Below are 25,272 nucleotides of genomic sequence, written 5' to 3'. Positions count from 1 at the left end.
GATAATTATTATCAATAATTAGCTTATAGGATTTTAAATCACTGCCCTCTTAATGTATTCTGATAGAACAGCCATTCATCCTCTAACATTTTCCTTAAGGTATAGCGTGGCTGCCAATGTAACAACTGTTGGGCCTTATCTGTATTAGCACCCAGTTGATCCATTTCGGCATGTAGATATGGCAAAGCATCTACTGTAGGAACAGCAGATTGGGTGACTTCTGCAACCTGATCCAGCAAAGTCTGCATTGAGATCAGCTCTCCAGCAATATTAAAGGCTTCGCAAGTCCATTGTTGCTGTTGAGAAAGCCAATGTAGTGATTTGAATACCGCATCACAGACATCCATCACATGCAAAAAGCTGCGTTCTACCGTATAGTCTTCGGTCTTGGCCTGACGGCGCAATTCCAGATATTCACGCTGCTTCGCACCCACCTGCATGGCCAGAGGCACAATATTCTTTGGTAGAGGTGGTACCCATTCACCTAAAATGCCATTTTCAAAAGCACCCGCGACATTAGAAAGACGTAACATCGCAATACGCCATTCATTATCCGTCTTGGCAGTATCCCGAATGATTTCTTCCACCATCTGCTGTGATTTAATATAAGGGTTTGGATAAGTGTAATTGAAAGCCTGATCTTCTTTTAAATCCGTTCCGGAATGGCCATATACAGCCAATGAAGATAAATGTACCAGATTTCGCACTCCGGTACGCTGCATGGCACGCATCAGACTCATGATACAGCTGACATTATTATTATAGTATTCAAGTGGTTTTAAAACTGATTCTTCTAATGATTTAAAGCTTGCAGTATGAATGACAGCCTGTACCGAATTCTGTTCAAAAACTTTATTTAGTGCTGGAGTGTTACGGATATCAATTTTGACAAAAGGCACATAGCGGCCGGAAATAAATTCAAGGCGTTCTAAGGTCTGGAGACTGGCATTGGCCAGATTATCGACCACAATGACCTCTAGTCCTTGTGCCATCAGACTTAAAGCAATATGTGAGCCTAAAAAGCCTAAACCACCCGTCACTAAAATCATTGTATACTACCTACTATCTTTGTAGCCAAGATCATCATCCCGCGTTGATCAAGCCTGTAGTGAATTTCGATGAGCACCTTAATTCTTGTTACCTCCGCACCGACTTCTATTTATGCCTGGCATGCGCTTGGACTCGCCCAAGCTTTACAACATAAACAGGAAGCTTTCCGTGTATTTTTCTATCAAGATGGCGTGTCGGTCGCAAATGCATTGCAATGGGTGCCCGACGACCAGCGTCATCTCACACGTTCCTGGCAGGATCTGAAGATCCGCTTACCCGTTTGTGTCAGTGCAGCCTTAGCGCGTGGGATTACAGATCAGGAAAATGCTCAACGTCACAATATTCAGCAACATAATCTTGCTGATGGTTTTGAATTGGTCGGTCTAGGCGAGCTTGCTGATGCTGTTCAGTCCTCACAACGTCTAATTCAATTCTAGATGCTTCATTTTTCAGGATGTGTTGCTTTTAAAAGGAATCTTGTGTGAAATCTGTACTTGTTATATTAACCCAAGCCAACCTAAACAGCTTACAGGTGCATGAAAGCCTGTCTGCCACGATGGTACTGGCGACCTTCGGCGCTGAAGTTAAAGTATTACTCCAAGGCGCGGCCTTGAGTCTTTTACGTTCTGAGCTCCAGTTTGACCAGCTTAAACATGCCTTTAAACTGGCTTCAAATCTGGTGGATAGTTTCGAATTTTATGACCTGACCCCAATTCTGGTTGAGCAGAAAAATCAGGACTCTCCTTTTGTAAAGCAAAGCGAACAGGAGATTGAGTTGATTGAACTCAATTCAGAATTCGTTCAAAAATTTGATCACGTATTGTATTGGTAAGGACAAAGGATAAATAAATGTCAGATCAAACCCTTTACCTGATCCAGCCAGATTATGCAGCGACGGCGTCAGTCCTTGATCAATTAGCACAGCTCCATGCTTCAGATGATCAGGTGGTCCTGATGGGAGAATCTGTGCTGTATCTGGACCATGCTTTCGTACAGCAACTGCCGCAAGTTTATATCCTAAGAAATGATGCAGAAATTCTGACCTCACCTTTATCGGAAAATGTTGCTTTACTCGACTACTCCGAATTTGCAGATCTATGTCTGAAATTTAGTCGTTGCATCTCAATGAAATAATCCATGAGTCACATATGAATCTAGAACTGGACCAAGATGGTCATTTAGTCGATTACACCATCTGGAATGAAGACGTTGCCCAAGTACTGGCAGATACACTAGAACTTCAACTTACTCCTTGGCATTTTGAAGTGCTACAGGCAGTCCGTCAATTTTATCAGCAGTTTGGGCATTCTCCTGCAACCCGTCCGTTGATTAAGTTTTTGATGAAGACAGTCAACCCGGAAATTAACAATGCCTTATTACAGGAAAAGTTTAATACAGGTCTGGTGGCACGCCATTTAAGCCGACTGGCTGGTATCCCGAAACCGGCGAACTGCTTATAAGTTTTAATCTAAAATATGAATGAAGAAAAAGCCCGTTTTAACGGGCTTTTTCTTATTAAGCTTATCTATGATCTGTATTCACGGCTAAATAAAACTTTTAACTAAGGAAGGTTAAAAACCATTCTCATCTAAAGCATTTAAGGCTTGATCCAGCTGTGGAGAGATTTCAGGCAGAACTTTCTGCAAAAATTCTATTTGAGCTCTCGCTTCTTCCGGAGCAACGACCTGAGCATTTACCAGATTCTGCTGCTGTACCAGCAAACGATCCAGCTGGCGTTCATCTGGCTTCTCGCCTTGACTTAAACCATTCATCATTTGGGTAAAATCCAGATAAAGCTGCTCTCTCTGTTGTAATAAGACCTGCTGTTCAGAATCCACTTCCGGGTGTCCAGCCGTTCTTGCCGGTACAGGTGGTTTAGAAATTAAACTGGAAGTAATCAGTGACTTTGCTGGAAAAGTCATCTGATCATCAGGTTTCAGTATATTGAACTCTGCCTTATAGATATCCTTATGAACCTGATAAGCAATCCCAACCAGAATACCGGTTAATAACATTCCCGCCAGCAGATATAAATTAAGTGTTTTGTTCCTCATATATGCCACCTACAATGCTTAGAGCAACCTTCATAACACATTGCTCTTTTTAAGCCATTATTTGCTACGGCGTAGACCAGTCTGCTGGAGCATAACCGATCCGGACACGCTGTGGATGATTGCCTACAGGTACACTGGTCACTTTATTGCCTGTCGCGAAATCAATTACGGTCACCACATCCGTTTCACTTTCTGAAATGATACAGCTACGGCCATCCGGACTTCGGGTAGCCCAGTATGGTTTACCTGCAGGAATCAATTTTCCGGCAGTCAGACTCTGACGATCAACAATAGTGGCGTAATTATCCATCGTGCCCGCAACACAGAGCTTCTCACCGTCTGCACTGATCGACAGGCCATGATGGCGGGAATCATTCACCCATTTAGTCCGGTCTTTAGGAATGCTATCGCTACCTGGCAACTGACCAATACGGGTCACTTTATTCTGGTTTAAGTCATACTCAATCAAACCATTAAAAAATGATACCTGAGCATAGAGTTTACTTTCATCCTTGCTAAAGACCATCGGCCGCACTGAATTAGATAAATCTTTTCGACCAAACGCATCCAATGCCGGTCTAAAGTCAATTTTCTTAAGCACCTGATGGGTATTGGCATCTGCAATGGTGATATAGCGTTTACCCTTGGTGAAATCCTGCCACTGCGCATCAAGAGAGGTTTCTACATTACCAATGGCCGAGTTCAGAATTTTTCTGCCATTATCAAAGTAGATATTTTCATGCGGTTTATCACCCGTCGCAAATCGACCAAGTTCCTTACCAGTATGAATATCCAGTACATGCACCACATTTCCGGAAGATGCGGAAACCGCGACACGCTGGCCATCTGGTGAAACTGCCATATGATCCGCGCGGAAGCTTTCAACTGGAGTACGCCAGTTAATTTTGCCTGTCTTGATGTTGATAGAGACCACATCGGCAAAACTTGGACGGGATGCGACCACTGACTGTCCATCTGGCGTGGAATACATATCGTCGACCAGCTGATCATTACCTTCACCCGCAGTAGCTTGAATATAGGTATAGGCAATCAGTTTAATGGGATTGAGGTGAATCTCTTTCAGACGCTCCTTACGATCAGGAATCATGTTGATCACACCAACCTTGCCAAAGTCACCTGAAGATCGAATCACTGTAACTGTTCCATCCCAGTTATTACCCACAAAGAAAACTTGCTGGGAATTGGGCGGTTGAGGCAAGGTAGACGAATCTGCCTGTGCAGTTGAAAAGACTGAGAGCATGGCCATCGCGGACAAGCTCATACAGAACCGTGATAATCGTTTTTTCTGGATTTCCATGCGGTATTCTCCATATTTTCTATTTTATTGTTTTTATCTTTGTTCAATCCACAGTCAGGCCGTGGATCTCAATCATCCACTATACAATGAAGAAAAAACCATGCTGAATTTTCCGACAGAATAGAAAGATAAGAATCCAGAAAAGTTGAAGCGTCCATTGATATGAACGCTTCTCAGTAAGATAGTTTTATTGAAAAATGCTTTGAACTTTAGACATCCAATACATCAACGAATTGAGCATCTAGAACCTTAGCTAGGTCCGCAGGTTTTAAACCAATATCCAGACCGCGTTTACCCCCACTGACATAGATTTTATTCAGCTGTTCTGCAGATGCATCAATGACAGTTTTCAGGCGTTTTTTCTGCCCAACCGGACTAATCCCACCGACAAGATAACCGGTTAGACGTTCTGCCTGTTTGGGATCAGCCATTTGTAGCTTTTTACAACCAAAGGCTAATGCTACTTTTTTCAGGTTTAACTGATGGTTGACTGGAAGAACTGCCACAAAATACTGCTTCTCATCTGTGACCAATAAGGTTTTAAATACTTCTTCTACTGCCAGCCCTAACTTTTCTGCTGCTTCCAAACCAAAGCTTTTGGCATTGGCATCATGTTCATATTCGTGAATGCTATATTCAATTTTTTGAGATTTTAATAATTTGCATGCAGGTGTCATAACAGCTTCGATAGTATTTTGACGGGATCTTCATTATAGCTTATCAAGTCTGCTTGGGTTTTATTCTGTGATTCTGAATAGCTTATATAATCAATATGTGTTCAAAATACAATCAGATACCATTAGCTTTTAATCCAGAATATCTATTCATATTGCACTTTAACTGAACTTAACTATCCCATTTATCATTGTAATTCCGCATACCATCTTGTTCTTAAGCTTAAAAATTCATCATTTAAAAACATAGGCAACATTCAGATGAATAACAACGCCTATACATGAAGTGCCATTTTGCCAATGTTATTGAGCGAACATAAAGAATTACAAATAAAGGTAAGCTTTAGAAAATTGAGCACATTCGTCAATATTAGATGAGGCCAGTAAAAGATTAATGAAGAATCATAAGTTTTTAATTTTACTTTTACGGCCAGTATCATTTAGCCAATGTTCAGTAGCAATGAGCCTATCTCTTTTTGCAGAAAAATAATGTGTGACTTGCTTTACTAGCGACATAAAACCCATTTAATACTAAACTTCAGTTCATACCATTTATCAAATAACTTTTTGATTTTTATTCCAAGTTTGATATTTTAGTTTACAGAATAATGAATAGAATAAAATTCTGATTCATTCAAAAATCTAATGAAAATCCGGTCTTTTACCGATCACCACAATTTTTGATATGAGCAGAGACTTCGAGTAATAATTTTTATTTTTGACAAGCCATTGCCGAATAAACACTCAATTTAAAAGAGTTATGAATAAACATTGAGGTCTAACTTACACAGCATAAATGTAACAATTCAGCCAATTCATCTAAAATATAAAAATGATGTAAAAGACGAAGATTTGGTAGTTTTGAACATTGCTAAATGCTTGCAAAGTTTTCATTATATGGCCACTGCGTGGTACATGCTTTTCTATGTCAATTCAAAGAAATTATAAAAATAATGTAGGAATTCATGCCATAATAGGCGAAGTTTGTAGACATCTTGCAAACCTATCCTGAAACTTTTTAACTGGAGCACCATAGATGACTTCGACCATTTTGGTTATTCATGGACCGAATTTAAATTTGCTAGGAAAGCGCGAACCCGAAGTTTATGGTTATTTAACTCTAGAAGATATTAATCAACAGCTCACTGCTCAGGCTGAAAAAGCTACTTTACAACTTGACACTTTCCAGAGCAACTGGGAAGGCGCAATTGTTGACCGAATTCATCAAGCCCAACAAGACGGCGTGCAATATATCATTATTAATCCTGCTGCCTTGACGCATACCTCAGTTGCAGTTCGTGATGCACTTCTTGGCGTGGCAATCCCGTTTATTGAAGTCCACCTGTCTAACGTCCATGCACGTGAGGCATTCCGACATCATTCATATCTATCCGATAAAGCTATTGGCGTGATCTGTGGTCTAGGTGCAAAAGGCTATGCTGCCGCACTCGACTATGTCATTGAAAAAATACAATCTTCTAAACAATCTTAATTAGGAATACTGTCTCATGGATATCCGTAAAATCAAGAAGCTCATCGATTTGATGATTGAATCTGACTTACAGGCGATTGAAGTTAAGGAAGGTGATCAGTCGATTGCTCTGACTCGTCGTAATCCAGTAGTTGCAGCAGCTGTTCCTGCAATGCCTGCACCTGCAGCTGACGTCCCTGCAGCTAAATCTCCTCGTGGTGCAGTTGAAAAATCTCCAATGGTTGGCGTGTTCTATGCGGCTCCAAGCCCAGGCGAAGCACCTTTTGTAAAAATTGGCCAAACTGTTTCTGCTGGCGAAACACTGGGTATCATTGAAGCAATGAAAATCATGAACCCGATTGAAGCAACTCAAAGCGGCGTGATTGAAGAAATTCTGGTGAAAAATGGTGAAGTGATTCAGTTTGGTCAGCCACTTTTCCGTTACCGCGCCTAATCACTTCGGGGATTCATAATGTTGCAAAAAGTTTTAATTGCAAACCGAGGTGAGATCGCCTTGCGCATCGCCCGAGCTTGCAAAACTTTAGGAATTAAAACAGTCGGTGTCTATTCAGACGCTGACAAAGACCTGATGCACTTACGCTTCTGTGACGAAGCCGTGTGTATTGGTCCTGGCGCAAGTAGCGACAGTTACCTGAATATTCCAGCCCTGATTACAGCTGCTGAAATCACCAGCGCAGATGCCATCCACCCTGGTTATGGCTTCCTGTCTGAAAATGCTGAATTTGCTGAAATCGTAGAAAGCTCTGGTTTTATCTTCATTGGTCCACGTCCAGAACATATTCGCCTGATGGGGAACAAGGTTTCTGCGATTATTGCCATGAAAAAAGCGGGTGTACCAACTGTACCTGGCTGTGATCATGCCGTGACGATTCACAATGCGCTTGCTGAAGCCAAAGAAATTGGTTTCCCGCTCATCGTGAAAGCGGCTTCCGGTGGTGGTGGTCGTGGTATGCGTATCGTAGAACGTGTGGATACCCTGCTTGAATCAGTACAAGCTGCGCAGCGTGATGCTGAAATGTGGTTTGGCGATGACACGGTTTATATGGAACGTTTCCTGCAAAAACCGCGTCACGTCGAAGTACAGGTTCTAGGCGACGGTAATGGTCATGCGATCCACCTGTATGACCGTGACTGTTCTTTACAGCGTCGTCACCAGAAAGTACTTGAAGAAGCGCCAGCGCCTAACCTGCCAGAACAGGCTCGTGCTGACATTCTTGAAGCCTGTGTCAATGCTTGTAAATTGATGCAATATCGCGGTGCCGGTACATTCGAGTTCCTGTTTGAAGAAGGTGAATTCTTCTTTATTGAAATGAATACCCGTGTTCAGGTTGAACACCCTGTGACTGAAATGGTCACCGGTATCGACATCATTGAACAGCAGTTACGTATTGCGGCTGGTTTAGGTCTGGATATCCAGCAAGAAGATGTACGGGTTCAAGGTCATGCGATCGAATGCCGTATCAACGCAGAAGATCCATCGAACTTCATGCCATCTCCTGGCAAAATCGAGACTTTCTATGCACCAGGTGGTGCAGGTATCCGTTTAGACTCTCATATCTATCCAGGTTACAGCATCCCGCCGTATTATGATTCTATGATTGCCAAGCTAATTGCCCATGGTAAAGACCGTAAAACTGCAATAGCACGCATGAAGCAGGCCTTGGATGAAATGATTCTGACAGGTGTGAAGACCAATATCCCATTACACAAAGATTTGATTCTTCAGGATGAAAATTTCTGTGAACAGGCAATGGATATTCACTATCTGGAAAAACATTTGTTAAAGCAGCTTGAAGGTGCTGAAGACAAAGAAAAAGCTTGATCCAAAACTTGACCTAATAAAAAACCGCTGAATTCAGCGGTTTTTTATATCTAGCCTTCAATCAAGGCAAAATGCGTCGAAGTACAGCAAAACATTGCTCTGCTTTTTCATTGGCACAGAAATTAATGGTATTTGAGTTCTGCCACTTCACAAAATACTGCGAAATCTCGCCTGACTGATCCACCTGATTACCGGAACAGTCTTTTTCATTATTGTCGTATTTCACCTGCATAATCAGCGCTGGAATCTGTGCAGCCGGATCTTGTGAAGGCTGATAGTCATACAACCCTGTGGTCCATTCTGAACCGCTTTTAATGACTACATTGTTATTACCTTTAAAATTATAGTATTCAACACATTTTTTATTATCTGGAATTTCCATTCCCCATAGCCCAACAATTTCAGGACGGGTATTAATGGTAAAGGTATTCGGAACTTCGATAGGTTTCGCAATACTATTTGCAGTTTGATTATTGTTTTCTGTTGCCATTAGCCAAGATGAGCTCATGAGCAAGACAAGGCTAAGACAGGTTTTTTTCATATTCACAGGCTTCGTTTCAATCCTAATAATTAATTTTAACTTATCATATTTTTCGGGATCATATTCTGCTCTGCATCAGTTTAAATACCGAAATAAAACAAATTTTTATCATTATAGTTTAAAAACATGGATTTCCTTTTTTAATTTTTTTGTATATATTTCGTATACAAACGTATATTGATAACGTAAGTAAAAACAGATTATTCCAAGAATAAAGTTGTACTTTTGGGTAAAAAAGAATTTCCCAAACAAAGTGATATTTCACAAATAAAAATTAGATACAGGACTTAGATTTGCGAATACCTCGAATCACAGACCAGAACTTGAATCCTGAAACATATGCCTACTTGGTCATTCTTTTCATTATTTTAGTGACTTGTTTGATTGGCATTATGACCAGAACACAGGATTATTTAGCCATACTCTGGCCTGCCAATGCTGCCTTGCTGGCCATGTTCTTACGCTTCCCCCGTTTAAACAATATGGGCGGGTGGCTAGGTGCTTTCTGTGCGTTCATGTTTGCTGATCTGGCGACAGGTAATAATCTTTTACAGAGTCTGTTTCTAACGCTTGCTAACCTGATCAGTACGATTGTATCGCTATTTTTTATCCGATATTTCCAGATCAATTATAAGTACTACAATACTGGCTTCACTTTCGTGCATATGTTCGGCATCTGTGCATTCGCAGGATGCCTGGCCAGTGCAGTGTTTGCCGTTGCGACCTTACCCAATCTTCCTCATTCCTTTATGACCAAGGAAAATTTATGGATTGATTTTGGGCTGTGGTGGACAGGCGAAATGGTAAATTACATTATTGTCCTGCCGCTTTTTTTAGCCTTTCCTAGAACCAAAGATCTCAAGTATTTATTTAAAAATCGCCGAAAGAAGCAGAACTCTTTTAGTTATCTGCTGCCAGCAGGTACGGTAATCCTGTGTATTATCCTGAGTAATATTTTTGTCGGTCCAGGTGCCCTGCTTTATCCGTTGGCAGCTTTAATCTGGGCAGCACTGACCTATCGCATCTTCACAATTGCAATTATTAATGCCTTTGTAATCATTTTGATGTATTACAGCCTGACCCAGTTCTATGCCACTACACATGATACGTTGGCAGACTCGACCATTTATATCTCATTAAGGATCGGACTATTTATGCTGGCATTATCACCGCTGATCCTGTGTATCATCAGTCAGAACCGCAATGATCTGTTTAAACGGGTATTGTATTTGGCCAATCATGACAGTCTGACGCGGACCATGAACCGGCATTTTTTCTTTCAGAAAGGTGAATATTTACTACAACATTCCAAGAGTGTGCAGTTTTCCCTGATTATGCTGGATATTGATCATTTCAAACGTTTAAATGATCATTTTGGACATCATGTGGGCGATAAAGTACTGCAACATTTTGCTGAAATTATCCGTTCCAATTTACGTTCTCAGGATCTGTTTGCGCGTATTGGTGGTGAGGAATTTGTCATTTTGCTTTGGGATACCAAACCCTCCAAAGCCCAGTTTATTGCTGAGCGTATTCGTGAACTGGTAGCTAAAACGCCAATGTATCAACCTGATGGATCACCTTTATCAATTACCGTGAGTCTCGGGATTACGCATCAACACGCCCCACTTTCTCAGGATTTACAGCAACTGATCAATACCGCGGATCAGGCCTTGTATCAAGCCAAACACTTGGGCCGTAATCAGGTGGTGCTTGCATCCTGAATTGAAACCCTCTACAACCTTATAACAATATCAACGCTAGGGAGTGCAGATGAAATTTGAAGAATACTTACAATACGATGGATTAGGACTGGCTGAACTGGTTAAAAATAAACAGGTACATTCAAGTGAACTTTTATCAGTTGCCTTAGAACGCAGTGCAAATATTAATCCTGAAATCAATGCCATTATTATTCCCATGCATGAGCATGCCTTGCAGCGTACCCAGCAAGATCTGTCTGGTCCCTTTGCTGGAGTTCCATTTCTGGTCAAAGACCTGTTTCAGGAATATGCAGGTTATCCAACATCTTATGGGTGTCAGGGTTTAAAGCGTATCGGGTATATCGCTGAAACCAATGCCGAGATTGTTAATCGTTGGGAACAGGCAGGTATTGTGACCTTTGGCCGTACCAATACCCCTGAATTCGGAATTAAAGGCATTACAGAGCCAGATGCCTGGGGAAGCTGTAAAAACCCGTGGAATTTAAGACATAACAGTGGTGGCTCGTCAGGCGGTTCTGCTTCTGCTGTGGCAGCCAGCATTGTGCCAATTGCCGGTGCAGGTGATGGTGGTGGCTCAATTCGTATTCCGGCTTCCTACTGTGGTCTGTTTGGTTTAAAACCAAGCCGTGGACGTACGCCGTGGGGACCGCAAATGAGTGAGGCAATGCACGGTGCTGCCATTCAACATGTACTCACCAAAACTGTTCGGGATAGTGCGGCAATGCTGGATGCCACCCATGGTGAAGATCGCAGTTCGCTGTTTACGATCCAACGTCCGCATACACATTATCTGGAAGTGATTCAGCAACCACCAAAAAAATTAAAAATCGCATTTAATACCCGTTCCAGCATTGATACGCCTGTTTCTCAAGATGCTATTAAAGCGGTAGAACAAACTGCCCGTTTACTGGAATCTTTAGGTCATGAAGTCGTTGAGGATCAACCGCAGATTGATGGCATGCAACTGGCTAAAGATTTTATTACGACGTGGTTTAGCCAGTTTTCTTATATGCTGGACGAAATCCAGAAAGGCTATCCATCCAGATCAGGCGATTTTGAACTGGATTCTCTGGCTCTGGCTGCTTTTGGTGCCAAAACAACGGCGATTGAATATATCCAGAATCTGACTAATTGGGGACAATATGTAACCCAGATGAATCATTTCTTTGATGATTATGATCTCTACCTGACGCCAGCCACGGCCACCGTTGCACCCAAAAATGGCGAAGTCAAGACACCAAACTGGCAGAAGCCGATTCTTAAAGCTTTATTAAAAATGAATAAGGCACATCTATTGGCACAAGGTAAGCTGGTCGATCAGATTGTAAAAGAAAACCTGCAATGGGTGCCATTCACCCAATTAGCCAATATTACCGGCCTTCCGGCAATGTCAGTACCGCTTTACTGGAATGAAGATAACCTGCCTTTGGGCTCACAGTTTATTGCACCATTTGCCCGTGAAGATTTACTGTTACAACTAGCCGCTCAATTAGAACAGGCTCAGCCCTGGTTTGATCAATATTCCAAAATCCGCATTTAATCATTCAATCGTATCTTAAACCTGCTTTTGCAGTTCGACTTTGCTGGGTAAGCCAAATACCAGCAACAGGCCCAGCAAGGTCGACAGCGCAGCAGCAATAAAGATTGATGTTCCACCGACCTGATCCCAATAACGACCAGCTAGAATGCTGCCACTTGCCACGCCTAAACCCCACATGGTGCTATACAGTGCCTGTCCACGGCCTTGTTGCCCAGCCGAGAAGTTCTGAAAAATAACCCGCATGGCAATCATATGAAATAAGCCAAAACTCAAAGCATGAATGGTCTGGGCAAAAAACTGTGCCAGAAATGACGATGGCAATAGGCCTACAATCAGCCATCTTAAACCAGTCATTAACAGGCATAGCATTACCAAATGACGCCATGACCAGCGTGTCAGAAAGAATGTAGCGTAGGCAAACATAATGATTTCAGCAATGACCCCAACCGACCAAAGCAATCCGATCTGACTGGTACTGAATCCATTCTGGCTGAGATAGTTACTATAAAAACTATAAAACGGTGCATGCGAAAACAGCATGATCAATTCAATCAGAAAAAAACTGTATACTACCGGACGCTTAAAAATCGGCCATAAGGCTTCGAGTTTTTTCTGGGCTGTCGGCGCTGCTGTTGGTTCTTTAATGGTAAATGACCAAAGAAAAGCTAGAAATGAAATACAGAGCAATAAGACTGGCAGCATACTGATGCTAATAATCTCAAAAATAGCACCTAAACCAAATACGCCAATAATAAATCCAATAGAACCCCACTTACGCACTTTGCCATAGAGCTCTGCCCTTTTTTCACCTAACCAGAATAAAGTTACGCCTTCAAACTGAGCCAAAATCGCATTTTGAAAGAAACTGAAAATCAGCATGAGCAAAGCGACTGTCTGAAAACTATTTGGAATGATAAAAATCATGAACCAGATACAAGCTTCCATCTAGGTAGCTATACGCACCAGCAACATGCGTTTCCCGGATTTGTCTGCAATCCATCCCCAAATAAATGGCGCAAAAAATCGGGTGACAATCGCAATCGAAGATAAAATCCCAATTTCCTGATAATTAAAGCCTTGATCTTCCAGATACAGACTCCAGAAAGGCATGAATGCGCCCACAATCGCATAATAAAAAAAGTAGAAAAAACTGAGTCTGTAATGAATAGCTAGAGATTGCATCAGACTAGATTCTCTTCTATTTCTAATAACTTAAAATAAATATAAGTTGCGCTGAGTTGCATTGATTGGGTCTCGGTTAGATCTCGATAATCTATAAGATAATCATCTATAGATTCTTCAAAGCTCTTTAACTAATTTGAGAAAAATAAGATTTTAACTTAATACATTAGCTAAATTCTTAATTTATTTTTTTAGTTCAATCATGAGCTTATCAAGCGTACTCATTTGATGGGTCTAAGAATTAAAATGACTACCATTCTGATACATTGACAGCTCAGCACTGCAAAAATCTAAGTTTTGTTTTGCTTGGACTTTGTCTGTAATGGGGCTCACCAATAAAAAAAGAAAAAACCCTCAACATTTAGAATGCAAGGGATTTGATTGCCGTAATACGTCCGGCGATTTAGAAATAAAAAAAGCCTGCTCAACTCTCCCAAATTAAGCAGGCCCATATGAGGTCAAAAATCTATTTCATTGTTTTTCTGAGCAAAGATCCTAACAGATGATTATTACAGCTGAATATAATTATTTATTGAAGATCAAGAGAATATCGAATAATAATTAATCACTTAGATTCTTTTAAGCATTCTTAATTAAGTCAAAAAAATACCCACACCATTGGGGTTGATGTGGGTGAAACTTTAAATTCAAATGTGGAGCTTTTTAAACACCTAAACATATAAAGTATTCCAATTAACTCCATTCGTCAAAACCATTTTGGAGCAATTTACTGATTTATCAGTGAATATAACGATTATATTAATCGCTCTTACCACTAACTTCTTTCAAACAATCCCGGCATTCTTTCTTGCCGTCGCTAATCTCAGTTATGCCATGCAGACCGAATAAGCAGAATAGGATATGGAGTATACTTTTCTCCAGACAAAAAAAACCTCCCTAGGACAGGAGGCAGAAATTAAGAACCTACAGCGATAAATGCATATTTCTAAGGCGCTAAATATATATTGGGTCTAATAAAAATACAATAAATATTAAATAAAAAATAACCCGCTTAACCTGGGGAAGTTAAGCGGGTAGGCTCTCGTACTTCATTATAGTTTTTAGTTAGCTCGTTAACACTTTTGGAGCACCTTTAAAGTAGCACTTATATGGTGCAGCAAAAGTATAAGAAGCATTGCTGAATAGTGTGTACTAGTTAGCTTTACGTTGAATTTGGTTATTTGTTAGACAGGAAACACAATATTGAAATAATTATGTGATCTATTTAACACCACAGAAGTCCTATGCTGTGGTCCATAGCTAATCCCTACTTTGATTGCCAGTGAATAGGCACACTACTAATCAATTTTCGGTTTCGTCGTCATTTGTCGGTGGGGTATCCAGATCTGATTTCACTTTTCTGTATATCCTATTCATGCTCGATAAACTGCATGGGTTGTACCCTCTTTCGCGGGGTCTAAGCGTAGCTAAAAAGCTGTTTTAGGCAAAAGCTGGCATTTTGATTCTCCGATTTGGGTTATTTTGAAAGACAAATCTATTTGTATATCAAAAACCCCAAGCAACAAAAAAGCCCACACATTGGAGTTGTTGACGTAGGCTTATAAATGAATTTTCTTATATCTGTATCTGTTGATTTATATTGAGCATTCTAATACAAATATTATTGAGAATCATTTGCAATAATTTATAGATTGATTATTTCATGCAACAAAAAAGCCCATCTTTCGATGAGCTTCTTCATAGCAACATTTCCAAAGTCGGGAGTGTCACAAGATGAACTTGCTAAACTGATCCGCATAGGCAGTTACCGCCATAAATCTAATTTACTACACCTATTAATGCAAAAATAGCTCCTTCACGGAACTCGATACTACTGTTTCTAGCGTTCATAAATTAAGCATAAGTAAATAAAAATATTAATGAGTCTATTTGAGTCAAAAAAAAACCCACATCATTGGGGACGATGTGGGCAGAACTCTAAATTCAAAACGTGGAGATTTTTGAACATATGGTAAAATATAATGAAAATATTGTATGCAGTCAATCACACTTTGATATTAAGTCGATGATTAACAATCATATTGACCGATAAAATAGAAATAAGTCACTTATTCAAATTTCTAGTTAATCTCAGTCTCTTTGACCAGATCTATTACTTAGCTTAGCTAGGCTATTCAAGCCAGATACATAGTAAGAAATTAAGCTAAACTTTTCTTTAGGCAATAAAAAAGCCCACATTGCTGTGGGCTCTTCCCCTTTATCATTTTGCGCTGATTCAGGATTGTTGACGAAATGTACAACGGTCAAACAATAGCCAATTCATGACAAATATAAATATATATAGAAATTAAATATCTATCCATATATAAAAAGTCTAAATTGTGATCTTTGGAGTCAGTAATTTCTAGTTTGAACTTGATAAAGCTTTATTTTAGGCAACAAAAAAGCCCATCTTTCGATAAACTTCTGCAAAATAACACCTAGTAATAAGTGTGTTATCAGATCATCTGATCAATCTAATCCCCATGACTAGTTGCCCATATAAGTCTTCCTTATTCCGCTTGTTGATCTAAAAACTCTTTAACAAGATTACTTTTTTAAATTGTTGATTCCATCTCGGTGCATAATATTGATCGCTATCACCCTACTATTCACCTTGATCTCTAGTCCAAATCTTTAAACTTTTACATGAAATAAGCGATCTAAAAGTCAGCAAGACTTTCCTTGATCATGGAAAATAATAATACTGCGCAAACCGCGAACAATAGCCCTATTAAAGCAAATAAAGGATCCTGATAAATAAGACCTAAAACCATGAGAGAAACAGCAAGGATGACGAGGAAAATAATGCCGCATATTTTAAAGAGATACATATCCAGAACCTAAAGCAAAAGCTATGCTTTCAAGAAGCAATATTTATTCCTTTTTAAATAATTTTTATATTTATTATCTATATAAATTGATCAATATTCTATTTATGGGTACGAAGCTAGAGTATGAAATACGGATCTACTCAGTAACCATATTTCGAGCAAAATTCAGAAACCCAGACATTAAAAAGCCACTCTAAAGAGTGGCTCAATGATCAAATATTTTAATTGATATTCAATTATAGCGGTCATTATTTTCAAATAAGAATTTTAATAAATATTCATTCTTTACCCGAAATAATCTCGACATGCATTCCTCCATGAAAGATCAAAATATTCCTGATCTACCTGCCGTCTTTCAATCAGCACAATATTTTTATTTACTACAATAAACCTCCGATGCTTCATTTCATTCGTAGATTTATCTCTGAAACTAACCTCACCACATTCTCCCTCTTGTTGATGAAATTGAACCAGATCTGAATTGGGTAAAGCATTCCTTACCATCTCCCTAAATTTTTTTAAATCCTCATCCTGTAGAATCTTAGAGTCAGCTTCTTGCTGTGTATTTGGTTGACTACACCCCAGAAGTATTAAAGCTACAAGAGGCAAGATAATTAGTTTTTTCATAAGCTGTCCTCCTGAGAAAGAGGATCACATTATTTTTAAAGTATGGCCATTATTAAAATGAATAGTTTTGTAAACCATTAAACTTTATCAATAAATTTAATCAGGAAAATTTAGAACAGATGAAAAGGAAAAATAGCTAAAAAGAGTTTGCTGTTTCTCTGAAAATAGCAAAGTTCTGAAAATTATATAAGACTTGTCAAAGATGACTTTACTGAAAGAATGAGAGACCTCACAACCTTCTCTTGCTAGTGGTGAGGTCCTTTAAAGGAATTATTCAACAGGATTTGGTGCTTGGCTATCTACCTGTTCATTCTGAGGAGCAGGATTGTTTGAACCGTCCTTTTTGTATTTCATTTTCTTATAACAATAACCCGCAAGTACACCTGCACCAATTAACGTTAATAACTTCATCTTTCACCTCATGCTCATAAATGCAAGCCTATATAACTAACATCTATATTTGTAGCTTTCCAAAGCCATTTAGAGTGTTTTTTTAAATAAAAAGTTAAATTATGTATATCTGTATAGATTAAATAAAATTTTAATCCTTTCATAATATTAAATTTACTTAAAATATTATTGAATTAAATATTTTTAGGCTCTAAATATATACTTATAAACCAAAAATCCTGCTTGCTGATTAAAATCCAACTTACGATATTCAAATTGTTTTGCACTTATCTCTCTTATATTTTAATTCTCATGATAGATCATAATGAGAGCGTTCGCCCATGTGTTCAAACTATGAATTCCCCTCAAAAAGCCGTCTCTCTTTATTAGATATTCATGAAGAACAGCTTGAACTGGATATGAAAACACATGTATATCCTTTAGCTCCCGCTCCCATCATTATGCGCGGTGCTGACGAGTTTGAACTGGATATCGCACGTTTCGGACTTATCCCTTCCTGGGCCAAAGAATTAAAATTTGGCCGGCATACTTATAATGCCCGAACTGAAACAGTCGCCTCAAAAGCAAGTTTTCGGCATGCCTGGAAAAATAATCAGTTTGCCTTGGTGCCTGTAGATACGTTCTATGAACCCAAATACATTGATGGCAAATCTCATTGGTATGCTATTTCTCGCGAAGACGGTGACCCTGTTACTGTTGCAGCCATTTATGATGATGCAATCATTGAAGGTGAAAAAGTTCGGTCTTTTTCAATGCTCACAATTAATGCGAATCAGCATCCTTTTATGAATCAATTCCATAATCCGAATGATGAAAAACGCTCAATTACTGTGATACCGGAAGAGTCAAGACAGGACTGGCTGCACTGCAATCATGAGGAAGCAAGTGAGTTTTTCTTCGAAATGTGGGATGAATTTATTGCAAAGCTACGAGATTCCCGTTTGTCGGAAAACTGAAATATAAAAGCAATTTAATTATTAGTATCTGATTTTAAATCATTTAATTTATTTGTATAAAAATAAAGCAATCATTACAATCTTGATTAATGTAACAACAATCAAGAAGTAGCAGATTTATGATAAATTCGCATGGGGGCTTTAGAATTGGTGCAGGCAGAAAAAAGGCCGAAGAAACCAAAGTAATTCGTGTACCTGAATCCAAAGTCCTGGATATCAAAGCATACTTAAAATCACTTAAAAAAGAAAATGAAATCAGTGATATTCGCCAGTTTGATCCTGTTACCCAAATGGAAATTCCTTTAGTTACTGAACGCGTTCAGGCTGGTTTTCCCTCACCTGCACAAGATTATATTGATAAAAAACTCGACCTGAATGAATTCCTGATTAATAACGCTAATGCTACTTTTATTGTTCGAGCCAATTCGCTGTCAATGTTGAATGCAGGTATTGATATCAATGACGCCCTGATTGTGGATCGTAGCATTGAAGCGCAACATCGAGATATTGTGATTGCCTGTGTAGATAACGAATTTACTGTCAAACGGCTGATTATCGATGTAAAGGGTTGCTGGCTAAAAGCCGAGAATGACGACTATCCCGATATTCATCCTGTAGAAGGTCAGCAATTTGAAATCTGGGGTGTGGTCACCAACGTCATTAAAAAATTCAGATGAAATATCAGCAGGAAATCTATGCGCTGATTGATGTCAATAACTGCTATGTCAGTTGTGAGCGCCTATTCAATCCGAAACTGAATCAGGTACCTGTGATCGTGCTGTCAAATAACGATGGCTGTGTAGTTTCACGTTCGCAGGAAGCAAAAGATCTCGGCATTAAAATGGCTGTTCCATTCTTCCAGATACGCAATATTGTCGAACAGCATCAAGTTCAAGTGCTATCCAGCAACTATGCCCTATATGCAGAAATGTCCAAACGCTTTCATTCCATTCTGTCTGAATATGTAGCACCTGGTGAACAGGAGGTTTATTCCATAGATGAATGCTTTCTGAAAATTACAGCTTATGCAAAAAATCATGATTTAACAGAATATGGTCAGGATATGCGACGGCGTATTTTGCAATGGATTGGCTTACCCGTTTGTGTCGGCATTGGCCGTTCTACAAAAAGGCTAAATTAGCTAACCATATGGCCAAGAAAGCCAAACGCTTTAATGGGGTTTGCGATCTTTCTTCTATGCATCCACAACATAGAGATTACTTCTGGAGCTTGATTGATGTTGCTAAAGTCTGGGGGGTTGGGCGCCAGCAAAGTAAAAAGTTAAAGAACTTAGGCATACATACCGTTCTTGATTTAGCTCAGGCCGATTGTCATCGAATCGGAAAATTATTTTCAGTTGTGATGCAAAGAACTGTGATGGAATTACAGGGAATTTCCTGTATTGAACTGGAACAGGCGTGCCAGCCCAAGAAGCAGATTATTTCTTCACGCTCATTTGGTTGCCGAGTAACAGATCTTGAAGCTTTAATTGAAGCTATGAGTGATTACCTGCAAAATGCCATCAAACGTTTAAGAGAGGATCAATCCTTATGTGGCTGCATCATTGCTTTCGCTCAATCCAATCCTTTTGACAAGAACAGATCCTTTTATAATAAATCTGTCAATATCGCTTTTCCTGAACCCACTGATTCCGCTGTTGTAATGAACCGGGCATTGATGCAACAGATGCATGAGCTGTTTTCAGAAGGTGTAGAGTTTAAAAAATGTGGGGTTATTTTAACGGCGCTTGAACCTAAATCGGCCTATGTCTATGACTTGCTCTCTGATCATGCTCAGATCGAGAAAAATGAGAAGCTTCAGGAAGCCTTAGAAAAAGTAAAGGAAAGATTTGGCGATCAAAAGCTGGCGATTGGAGCAGCTAAAATTCCTAACCGGACTTGGACCATGTCTCAACAGCACCTAAGTCAGAATTATTTTAGTTGGGATGGACTGTTAAAGATTGATCGTTAATTTCATCTTCCCAGTAAGGTAAAGCAGAAATTTTCCGAAACTTAAATCAAAATCTAAAAAGCCCTAAATTTAATTAGGGCTTTCTGATATTAATATCTTACTTTTGCTCCCTCAGTGGATGCTCTGGCTCGGCATTAGGCTTTTTCTCAGGTTTTACACCCTTATAGGTTGCTTGATTGCCTTTATCATCATTAGATTCTTTTTGCGGATTATCTTCTTGCTCTGTTTGCTGGTCTGCATGAGTTGTCATATATATTCCCTTTCCTCTAGATGCTTAGAAAATTATTAGGACATATAAGGTTAAACATCAATAATATTTATGTTTTCCATACATTTTAATAAACATATATTCTTCTAATCAGAGCTTATATAGACTTCTTGTTTAATCTAAATCTGCCTGGCTGTGCAATCTGCTTCCAGAAAACACAGCTCATAGATCAATTTATAATTTAATTTCTTATTACTTAAAAGAAAGTATCTGCAGAAACATTAAAACGTTCAGACAAAGCTTTAATATGACGGATATTGAGCTGACGTTTACCATTCAGGATTTCAGAAATGACCGACTGGGTAGCTATATCAGATAGGTCTGATTGGCTTAGGCCATGCTGTTCCATCAGGAAAGCCAATGCAGTACGTCCATCTCCTTCTGGCATCGGCAAATGCTCATGCTCGTAAGCTGAGACTAAGTCACCCAGTTGAAGAATCAGCCCCATTAAGGGATGCGATTCATCATCACCTACAATATCCAGAAGTTCATCTAAAGCTTCAGTAAGGGTATTAAAGTCTTCTTCTGTTTCTGGCTTGCTAAGCAATGGTGCAACATAACGCCAGTGATCAACGGCCTGTTTAATCATTGCATTCATATTAAGCCTCCTTCCAATGACCTTTGTCATATTCCTGATGGGATAAGACATGGCGAATATAGACACGTTTTGCCTGATACATCACAACTGCGATCAACCTGATCTTGTTGCCACCAATATCAAAGACATGAAATTTCCCGACTTTATCGACTGCGGGAAATAATCGCTTCATGTCGGCAAAATCCTTAGGATCATTGGCCTTGATAAGTCGATACCAACCATCCAATGCAGTTTCAGCATGTGGCCACTTTTGCATTGCTTCCAGAATCCGAGCGTGAGTGATCACATGCATAATTATTTATCGCATTTTGCTATATTGAAAGTATAACCTAAATATCGCATATTGCAATAACGCTTAAAGGATGAATTTAGTTGAGATGAGTATTGTTATGATCAAATCACAAGTTAAAATTAAATAAACCCTTATTTTTAATAATCTTTATTAATTAACTATCAATATTTATGAATTAGCGTGGATATGTTGGTTCTATTTTCAAATAGCAATGATAAAAAATGAAAACCCCCGTCAATCTAAAATCGAACGGGGGTTCAACATCCATCTAAACCACGAAAGTCTAGAAAGTTAATTTAAATCTTTCAAGCAATCACGACACTTTTTGACTTCGAAATCATCGACTGTGTAATCAATTTCAGTCGCACCATGAAGACCAAATAAACAACATATAAATTGGAACATGTGTTTCTCCTGATTGTGAACAGCTCGATCATGGATCGAGCTTAGCTGCTTTAAAGATAATGGGCTTACAGCTCCACGATTTATTTACCTTGAAACGATTGAATCACTCACCTGTACTGCGATTGCACAGGCAAGCTATAGTCTCTAAATTTGTACACTCTCTTCATGTTTTGGCGCTTGGTCTTTGGTACCGTGATCCTTGCTCATCATCCGACACATTTTTTCTTTGCAAGATTTAAAGCAACATCCCACCATGACACCCATACAAAATGCACAGATACATCTCATCATAGCTCTACCCTGTCTTTTCATGAAAAGAGATATATAAATAACATCTATTCATGTTTCACACTTGAACGTATTTTCAGGTTTTATGTTGTATATGAAAACTTATGTGAAGGATAAATGTCGAAGAATCATTAGTTTTTGGCATATTTATGATCTAAAAAATGAGCCCTGCTTAACTGTCTGGATTAAGCAGGGCTTTTTAACTTGCTGATTTTAAATTATTTTATCTGAGTTGTTGTAGTGATGACAAAGTACCACTTGTCATGCATCTAATATGTATATGAAATATAGAGGCTTTTTTACCAAATGTTGAATATAGGTTATGTTTTATATTTTATTGGCTATTTTTCATCAACTTAGATGCAATTAAATACAAAAAACTTTGGTTCATGCAGTTTTCATTCAATCAAGTGAGTCATAAAAGCAAATATGCAACTTATACATATTGGTAGATATTTTACTTATTTTATCAAAGTCCTTTTCATTTTTTATTTTCTCAGCTGTCAATGAGTTTAAAGGCAGGTGCTCTTTCACTCATTTCTCTTTATAATTTTTCCAACGACTGATAACAATATATTGTTGCCATGAAAATATCACTATTCATAATTACCCTATTGGCATTGGCGATCACAGGCTGCCAGAAACAACAGGCAGATGTATCAGCTGAACCTGATCCAGCAGTGAAAGCTCAGTTTGAACAATCAGATGCCCGATTGAGTGCTTATTTAGATAAATTAGATTCTTCTACTATTAGCCTTGAGGAAAGAACACATATTTTATGTGAGGATTATCCTAAAGAATATAAAACTCATTATATGCCGGCCCTAATAAAACTAATGCCACAAGAATATGAGGAGCAGGAATTACTGAAAGATCTGAAAAATGCGCTCGACTTTTATAAAGTAAAATCCAATATTCAATGCTGATTTATTCTGAACAATAAAAAAACCGCCTTAAAGAAGGCGGTTTTTTGTAGAGATTACACAGCTTAGATATGAACGCTACAGCTTTGACTAATCTTATTGATTACGCAAATTTTGCTGCTGGTTATCTTGTTGTGGCTGTTGCTGTTGTTGCTGATTGCGTTGCTGGTCCTGTTGGCCCTGCTGACGCTGTTGGTTTTGCTGTCCCTGCGGCTGTTGCTGCTGCTGGTTCGGCTGTTGCTGATTTTGATTCTGGTTTTGCTGACGTTGTTGGTCTTGCTGTTGCTGTTGTTGTTGGTTCTGTTGGTCTTGCTGATTTTGCTGTTGATTATTAGCCATGGTGTAACTCCTTACTATTTGCTTTAAATCGCCGATGATTAGGTTTCGACTTAATATTTACTCTACCTATTTTTAAAAATTCGCCAAGTTATTACCTGTTACATATTAATTCAATGTAAAAAAAGGTAAGTTAAGTAATTGAAGTCTAGATTTATAAGAAACATAAATTACTTTTAATAATAGAATGAACACATATTGAAAGCTTTCTATCTTTAATAAACTTTATTTTTCAATTAAATTCATAACTTAATCAAAAAACTGTATATACGCTTAAATTTAAAATAAAATCTAGAAATACATTTTGATACTTATATAAAATATAATTATATTTATAAAGATATTGAATTTTATTAATTATTTTAAATTATAATTTTTTATACATGCTTAACCTAATTTTTTAAAAATTAGATCATTAAATATAAAAAAAGAAAAACCCATTTTCAAATAGCAGACCATATTACATAGAATCACAAATTAGGCCTTTTCAGTTGCCAATTTACCTTGACTTTATATTTTTAAAATTATTAAACCTTTTGCAGATACTGGTGTTACTGCAAGCATCAATTACATCATCGGTGGTTATGATCGTATGGATGTGAAACAAAAGAACAAAGTAGTATTCGGACTAGGTTATAGCTTCTAATTTTCTCTGAATAAAAAAGGTGACTTTAGGTCGCCTTTTTTATTACTTGGATTCGGCTTTGTTGCACAAAGATTTGAAATGCAAAGCGCCCCTAATTGAGCCAAATTTAAGGCGTAACTTGGGTAAATGGTCGACCTAATTCAGTGAATTTATTGAGGACTGCCACACGTGTATGAATCTCATTGACTTGGCTTTGAAAGCTCCTTGCACTCAGTTTATCGCCCAATAATTTAATGCAATGCATCTTGGTTTCTACCAAACTTCGCCGATGATAGCCTGACCATTTTTTCCATAGTGTCCTGCCTAAACGTTTGACTGTTCGAAGTAATTCATTTCGTTCTAGCGAGCTACTCTTTGTATCTTTCCATGGTTTCGCATTTTTTCTAGGTGGAATCACCGCATGCGCTTGCCGATCTGCAATGACCTGACGGCATTGCTTGGTGTCATAAGCTCCATCGGTATAAACAGAGTCAATCCGCTCATCTTGTGGAATCTGATTAAGTAGATCACCAAGCACCTGTGAATCACTGACATTATTGGTTGTAAGCTGAACTGCTCGTATTTGCAGGGTTTTGGCATCTATACCAATATGTAGTTTACGCCATTGGCGACGATATTCAGGTCCATGTTTCTTGCGTTTCCATTCGCCCTCACCTAGAAACTTCATGCCTGTAGAGTCCATGAGTAGATGCAGCCCATCGCTACTTTTTTGGTAGCTGATTGCAATATCAATATGCTTTTGTCTTCTACAAAGCGTGGTGTAATCTGGAGCTATCCAATTTAATCCGCAAAGTTTAATCAGACTTTGCACAAAGCCAGTAACCATACGTAAAGACAGACGAAATAAGGATTTAATCATTAAGCAGCATTGGATGGCTGCGTCGGAGTAGGTTTGATTTCGCCCTTGTTTGCCTTTTGATGGCGCATACCATTGCGTAGCAAGATCAAACCAAATGGCAATATTTCCGCGACTCATGAGTGCTCGGTTATATGCGGGCCAATTGGTTGTACGATAAATTTTAGGTGTAAGCTTCTTCATTTGAAAATTATATCGCTGAAAAAGCCTTTACAGATAGGTTTGTGCAACAAAGCCTATAAGTTGTAATTAATAGATGGGGTAATATTAAAAGAATTATAGTTTTGAGTGGTTTTTTCATTATTTTTTAATTGGTAACCAGGATTTCGGAATAAAAAATCTGATGAATTATCTATGAAAAGTGAAGAGTAAATGGAGGTTGAGGCTTTACCTGGCAGAGTAAAACTTGAAGTGCGACATAAACCACCTAATTAATTTAAAGGGTTTATGGAGTATATAAAATT

Annotated in this window: 24 protein-coding genes and 2 pseudogenes; 13 read left to right on the top strand and 13 right to left on the bottom strand. The window is 38.7% G+C overall.

Annotation, left to right across the window (positions count from 1 at the left end; translation table 11 throughout):
- Nucleotides 1-38: 38 nt before the first annotated feature.
- On the bottom strand, nucleotides 39-1,049 hold the full coding sequence (locus FOC32_RS11650; protein WP_175967549.1) for an NAD-dependent epimerase/dehydratase family protein: 1,011 nt from the start codon (nucleotides 1,047-1,049) through the stop codon (nucleotides 39-41).
- Between the two features lie 69 nt (nucleotides 1,050-1,118).
- Here FOC32_RS11650 and tusD point away from each other — a divergent pair, with 69 nt between their 5' ends.
- From tusD to FOC32_RS11630, 4 genes are read left to right on the top strand one after another with little or no spacing between them, the layout of a single operon-like run.
- Entirely contained in the window at nucleotides 1,119-1,487 is a 369-nt protein-coding gene (gene tusD, locus FOC32_RS11645) for a sulfurtransferase complex subunit TusD (protein ID WP_166135495.1), read from the top strand.
- 44 nt (nucleotides 1,488-1,531) lie between these two features.
- Nucleotides 1,532-1,882 (top strand): hypothetical protein, encoded by a 351-nt coding sequence (locus FOC32_RS11640; RefSeq protein ID WP_005235449.1) that lies wholly within the window; start codon nucleotides 1,532-1,534, stop codon nucleotides 1,880-1,882.
- Between the two features lie 17 nt (nucleotides 1,883-1,899).
- A complete protein-coding gene (locus FOC32_RS11635) occupies nucleotides 1,900-2,184 on the top strand; it encodes a DsrH/TusB family sulfur metabolism protein (RefSeq protein WP_175967547.1) in 285 nt (94 codons plus the stop codon).
- 14 nt (nucleotides 2,185-2,198) lie between these two features.
- The gene (locus FOC32_RS11630) at nucleotides 2,199-2,510 is read left to right on the top strand and encodes a TusE/DsrC/DsvC family sulfur relay protein (RefSeq protein ID WP_034705617.1); all 312 of its coding nucleotides are present in this window, start codon (nucleotides 2,199-2,201) and stop codon (nucleotides 2,508-2,510) included.
- A gap of 111 nt (nucleotides 2,511-2,621) precedes the next feature.
- On the opposite strand, the gene FOC32_RS11625 is transcribed toward FOC32_RS11630, so the two are convergent.
- The 3 genes from FOC32_RS11625 to ybaK form a co-directional block, all read right to left on the bottom strand.
- On the bottom strand, nucleotides 2,622-3,104 hold the full coding sequence (locus FOC32_RS11625; RefSeq protein WP_175967546.1) for a hypothetical protein: 483 nt from the start codon (nucleotides 3,102-3,104) through the stop codon (nucleotides 2,622-2,624).
- A gap of 64 nt (nucleotides 3,105-3,168) precedes the next feature.
- Nucleotides 3,169-4,422 (bottom strand): YncE family protein, encoded by a 1,254-nt coding sequence (locus FOC32_RS11620; RefSeq protein WP_175967545.1) that lies wholly within the window; start codon nucleotides 4,420-4,422, stop codon nucleotides 3,169-3,171.
- 209 nt (nucleotides 4,423-4,631) lie between these two features.
- Entirely contained in the window at nucleotides 4,632-5,099 is a 468-nt protein-coding gene (ybaK, locus tag FOC32_RS11615; RefSeq protein WP_175967544.1) for a Cys-tRNA(Pro) deacylase, read from the bottom strand.
- Between the two features lie 1,033 nt (nucleotides 5,100-6,132).
- Here ybaK and aroQ point away from each other — a divergent pair.
- The 3 genes from aroQ to accC are packed head-to-tail and all read left to right on the top strand — an operon-like array spanning nucleotide 6,133 to nucleotide 8,410.
- Entirely contained in the window at nucleotides 6,133-6,588 is a 456-nt protein-coding gene (gene aroQ, locus FOC32_RS11610; protein ID WP_004785950.1) for a type II 3-dehydroquinate dehydratase, read from the top strand.
- A gap of 16 nt (nucleotides 6,589-6,604) precedes the next feature.
- On the top strand, nucleotides 6,605-7,021 hold the full coding sequence (gene accB / locus FOC32_RS11605; RefSeq protein WP_004785952.1) for an acetyl-CoA carboxylase biotin carboxyl carrier protein: 417 nt from the start codon (nucleotides 6,605-6,607) through the stop codon (nucleotides 7,019-7,021).
- Nucleotides 7,022-7,039: 18 nt separating this feature from the next.
- Complete coding sequence (gene accC / locus FOC32_RS11600; protein ID WP_175967543.1) at nucleotides 7,040-8,410, top strand: acetyl-CoA carboxylase biotin carboxylase subunit; 1,371 nt, start codon at nucleotides 7,040-7,042, stop codon at nucleotides 8,408-8,410.
- Between the two features lie 61 nt (nucleotides 8,411-8,471).
- On the opposite strand, the gene FOC32_RS11595 is transcribed toward accC, so the two are convergent.
- Nucleotides 8,472-8,918: a hypothetical protein gene (locus FOC32_RS11595; protein ID WP_034171190.1), complete on the bottom strand. Its 447-nt coding sequence runs from the start codon at nucleotides 8,916-8,918 to the stop codon at nucleotides 8,472-8,474.
- A gap of 326 nt (nucleotides 8,919-9,244) precedes the next feature.
- On the opposite strand from FOC32_RS11595, the gene FOC32_RS11590 reads away from it, so the two are divergent.
- Nucleotides 9,245-10,675 (top strand): diguanylate cyclase, encoded by a 1,431-nt coding sequence (locus tag FOC32_RS11590; RefSeq protein ID WP_175967542.1) that lies wholly within the window; start codon nucleotides 9,245-9,247, stop codon nucleotides 10,673-10,675.
- Between the two features lie 49 nt (nucleotides 10,676-10,724).
- The gene (locus FOC32_RS11585; RefSeq protein WP_175967541.1) at nucleotides 10,725-12,215 is read left to right on the top strand and encodes an amidase; all 1,491 of its coding nucleotides are present in this window, start codon (nucleotides 10,725-10,727) and stop codon (nucleotides 12,213-12,215) included.
- Nucleotides 12,216-12,230: 15 nt separating this feature from the next.
- Here the strand turns inward: FOC32_RS11585 and FOC32_RS11580 are convergent.
- The 3 genes and pseudogenes from FOC32_RS11580 to FOC32_RS11570 form a co-directional block, all read right to left on the bottom strand.
- Nucleotides 12,231-13,397, bottom strand: a pseudogene (locus tag FOC32_RS11580) (MFS transporter).
- Between the two features lie 3,119 nt (nucleotides 13,398-16,516).
- Nucleotides 16,517-16,858 (bottom strand): hypothetical protein, encoded by a 342-nt coding sequence (locus FOC32_RS11575; RefSeq protein WP_034170370.1) that lies wholly within the window; start codon nucleotides 16,856-16,858, stop codon nucleotides 16,517-16,519.
- Nucleotides 16,859-17,128: 270 nt separating this feature from the next.
- Nucleotides 17,129-17,269 carry a hypothetical protein gene (locus FOC32_RS11570; RefSeq protein ID WP_175967540.1) on the bottom strand — a complete coding sequence of 47 codons (141 nt, stop codon included), beginning with the start codon at nucleotides 17,267-17,269 and terminating at the stop codon, nucleotides 17,129-17,131.
- A gap of 320 nt (nucleotides 17,270-17,589) precedes the next feature.
- Here FOC32_RS11570 and FOC32_RS11565 point away from each other — a divergent pair, with 320 nt between their 5' ends.
- The 3 genes and pseudogenes from FOC32_RS11565 (at nucleotide 17,590) to FOC32_RS11555 (ending at nucleotide 20,196) form a co-directional block, all read left to right on the top strand.
- On the top strand, nucleotides 17,590-18,225 hold the full coding sequence (locus tag FOC32_RS11565) for an SOS response-associated peptidase (protein ID WP_175967538.1): 636 nt from the start codon (nucleotides 17,590-17,592) through the stop codon (nucleotides 18,223-18,225).
- 119 nt (nucleotides 18,226-18,344) lie between these two features.
- Complete coding sequence (locus FOC32_RS11560; protein WP_175967536.1) at nucleotides 18,345-18,902, top strand: LexA family protein; 558 nt, start codon at nucleotides 18,345-18,347, stop codon at nucleotides 18,900-18,902.
- Nucleotides 18,899-20,196 (top strand): annotated as a pseudogene (locus FOC32_RS11555) (DUF4113 domain-containing protein). Before FOC32_RS11560 ends, FOC32_RS11555 begins: the two are co-directional and overlap by 4 nt.
- Nucleotides 20,197-20,293: 97 nt before the next feature.
- Here FOC32_RS11555 and FOC32_RS11550 read toward each other — a convergent pair.
- From FOC32_RS11550 to FOC32_RS11540, 3 genes are all read right to left on the bottom strand, one after another.
- Nucleotides 20,294-20,446 (bottom strand): hypothetical protein, encoded by a 153-nt coding sequence (locus FOC32_RS11550; RefSeq protein WP_175967534.1) that lies wholly within the window; start codon nucleotides 20,444-20,446, stop codon nucleotides 20,294-20,296.
- A 214-nt stretch (nucleotides 20,447-20,660) separates the two neighbouring features.
- Nucleotides 20,661-21,062: a helix-turn-helix domain-containing protein gene (locus FOC32_RS11545; RefSeq protein ID WP_004785978.1), complete on the bottom strand. Its 402-nt coding sequence runs from the start codon at nucleotides 21,060-21,062 to the stop codon at nucleotides 20,661-20,663.
- A 1-nt stretch (nucleotide 21,063) separates the two neighbouring features.
- On the bottom strand, nucleotides 21,064-21,354 hold the full coding sequence (locus tag FOC32_RS11540; protein ID WP_004785981.1) for a type II toxin-antitoxin system HigB family toxin: 291 nt from the start codon (nucleotides 21,352-21,354) through the stop codon (nucleotides 21,064-21,066).
- 1,277 nt (nucleotides 21,355-22,631) lie between these two features.
- Here FOC32_RS11540 and FOC32_RS11535 point away from each other — a divergent pair.
- Nucleotides 22,632-22,973, top strand: a complete 342-nt coding sequence (locus FOC32_RS11535; RefSeq protein WP_175967532.1) for a hypothetical protein — start codon at nucleotides 22,632-22,634, stop codon at nucleotides 22,971-22,973.
- 93 nt (nucleotides 22,974-23,066) lie between these two features.
- On the opposite strand, the gene FOC32_RS11530 is transcribed toward FOC32_RS11535, so the two are convergent.
- Together FOC32_RS11530 and FOC32_RS11525 are read right to left on the bottom strand one after the other, a co-directional pair.
- Nucleotides 23,067-23,309, bottom strand: coding sequence for a hypothetical protein (locus FOC32_RS11530; RefSeq protein WP_034705379.1), 243 nt, complete (start codon nucleotides 23,307-23,309; stop codon nucleotides 23,067-23,069).
- Between the two features lie 749 nt (nucleotides 23,310-24,058).
- The gene (locus FOC32_RS11525) at nucleotides 24,059-24,991 is read right to left on the bottom strand and encodes an IS5 family transposase (protein ID WP_175966329.1); all 933 of its coding nucleotides are present in this window, start codon (nucleotides 24,989-24,991) and stop codon (nucleotides 24,059-24,061) included.
- Between the last annotated feature and the right edge of the window lie 281 nt (nucleotides 24,992-25,272).

This window comes from Acinetobacter sp. FDAARGOS_724, assembly GCF_013364475.1.
Lineage (GTDB): Bacteria > Pseudomonadota > Gammaproteobacteria > Pseudomonadales > Moraxellaceae > Acinetobacter > Acinetobacter variabilis.
Note: the sequence above shows the minus strand (reverse complement) of the source record. Positions and strands in the feature narration are given on the sequence as shown.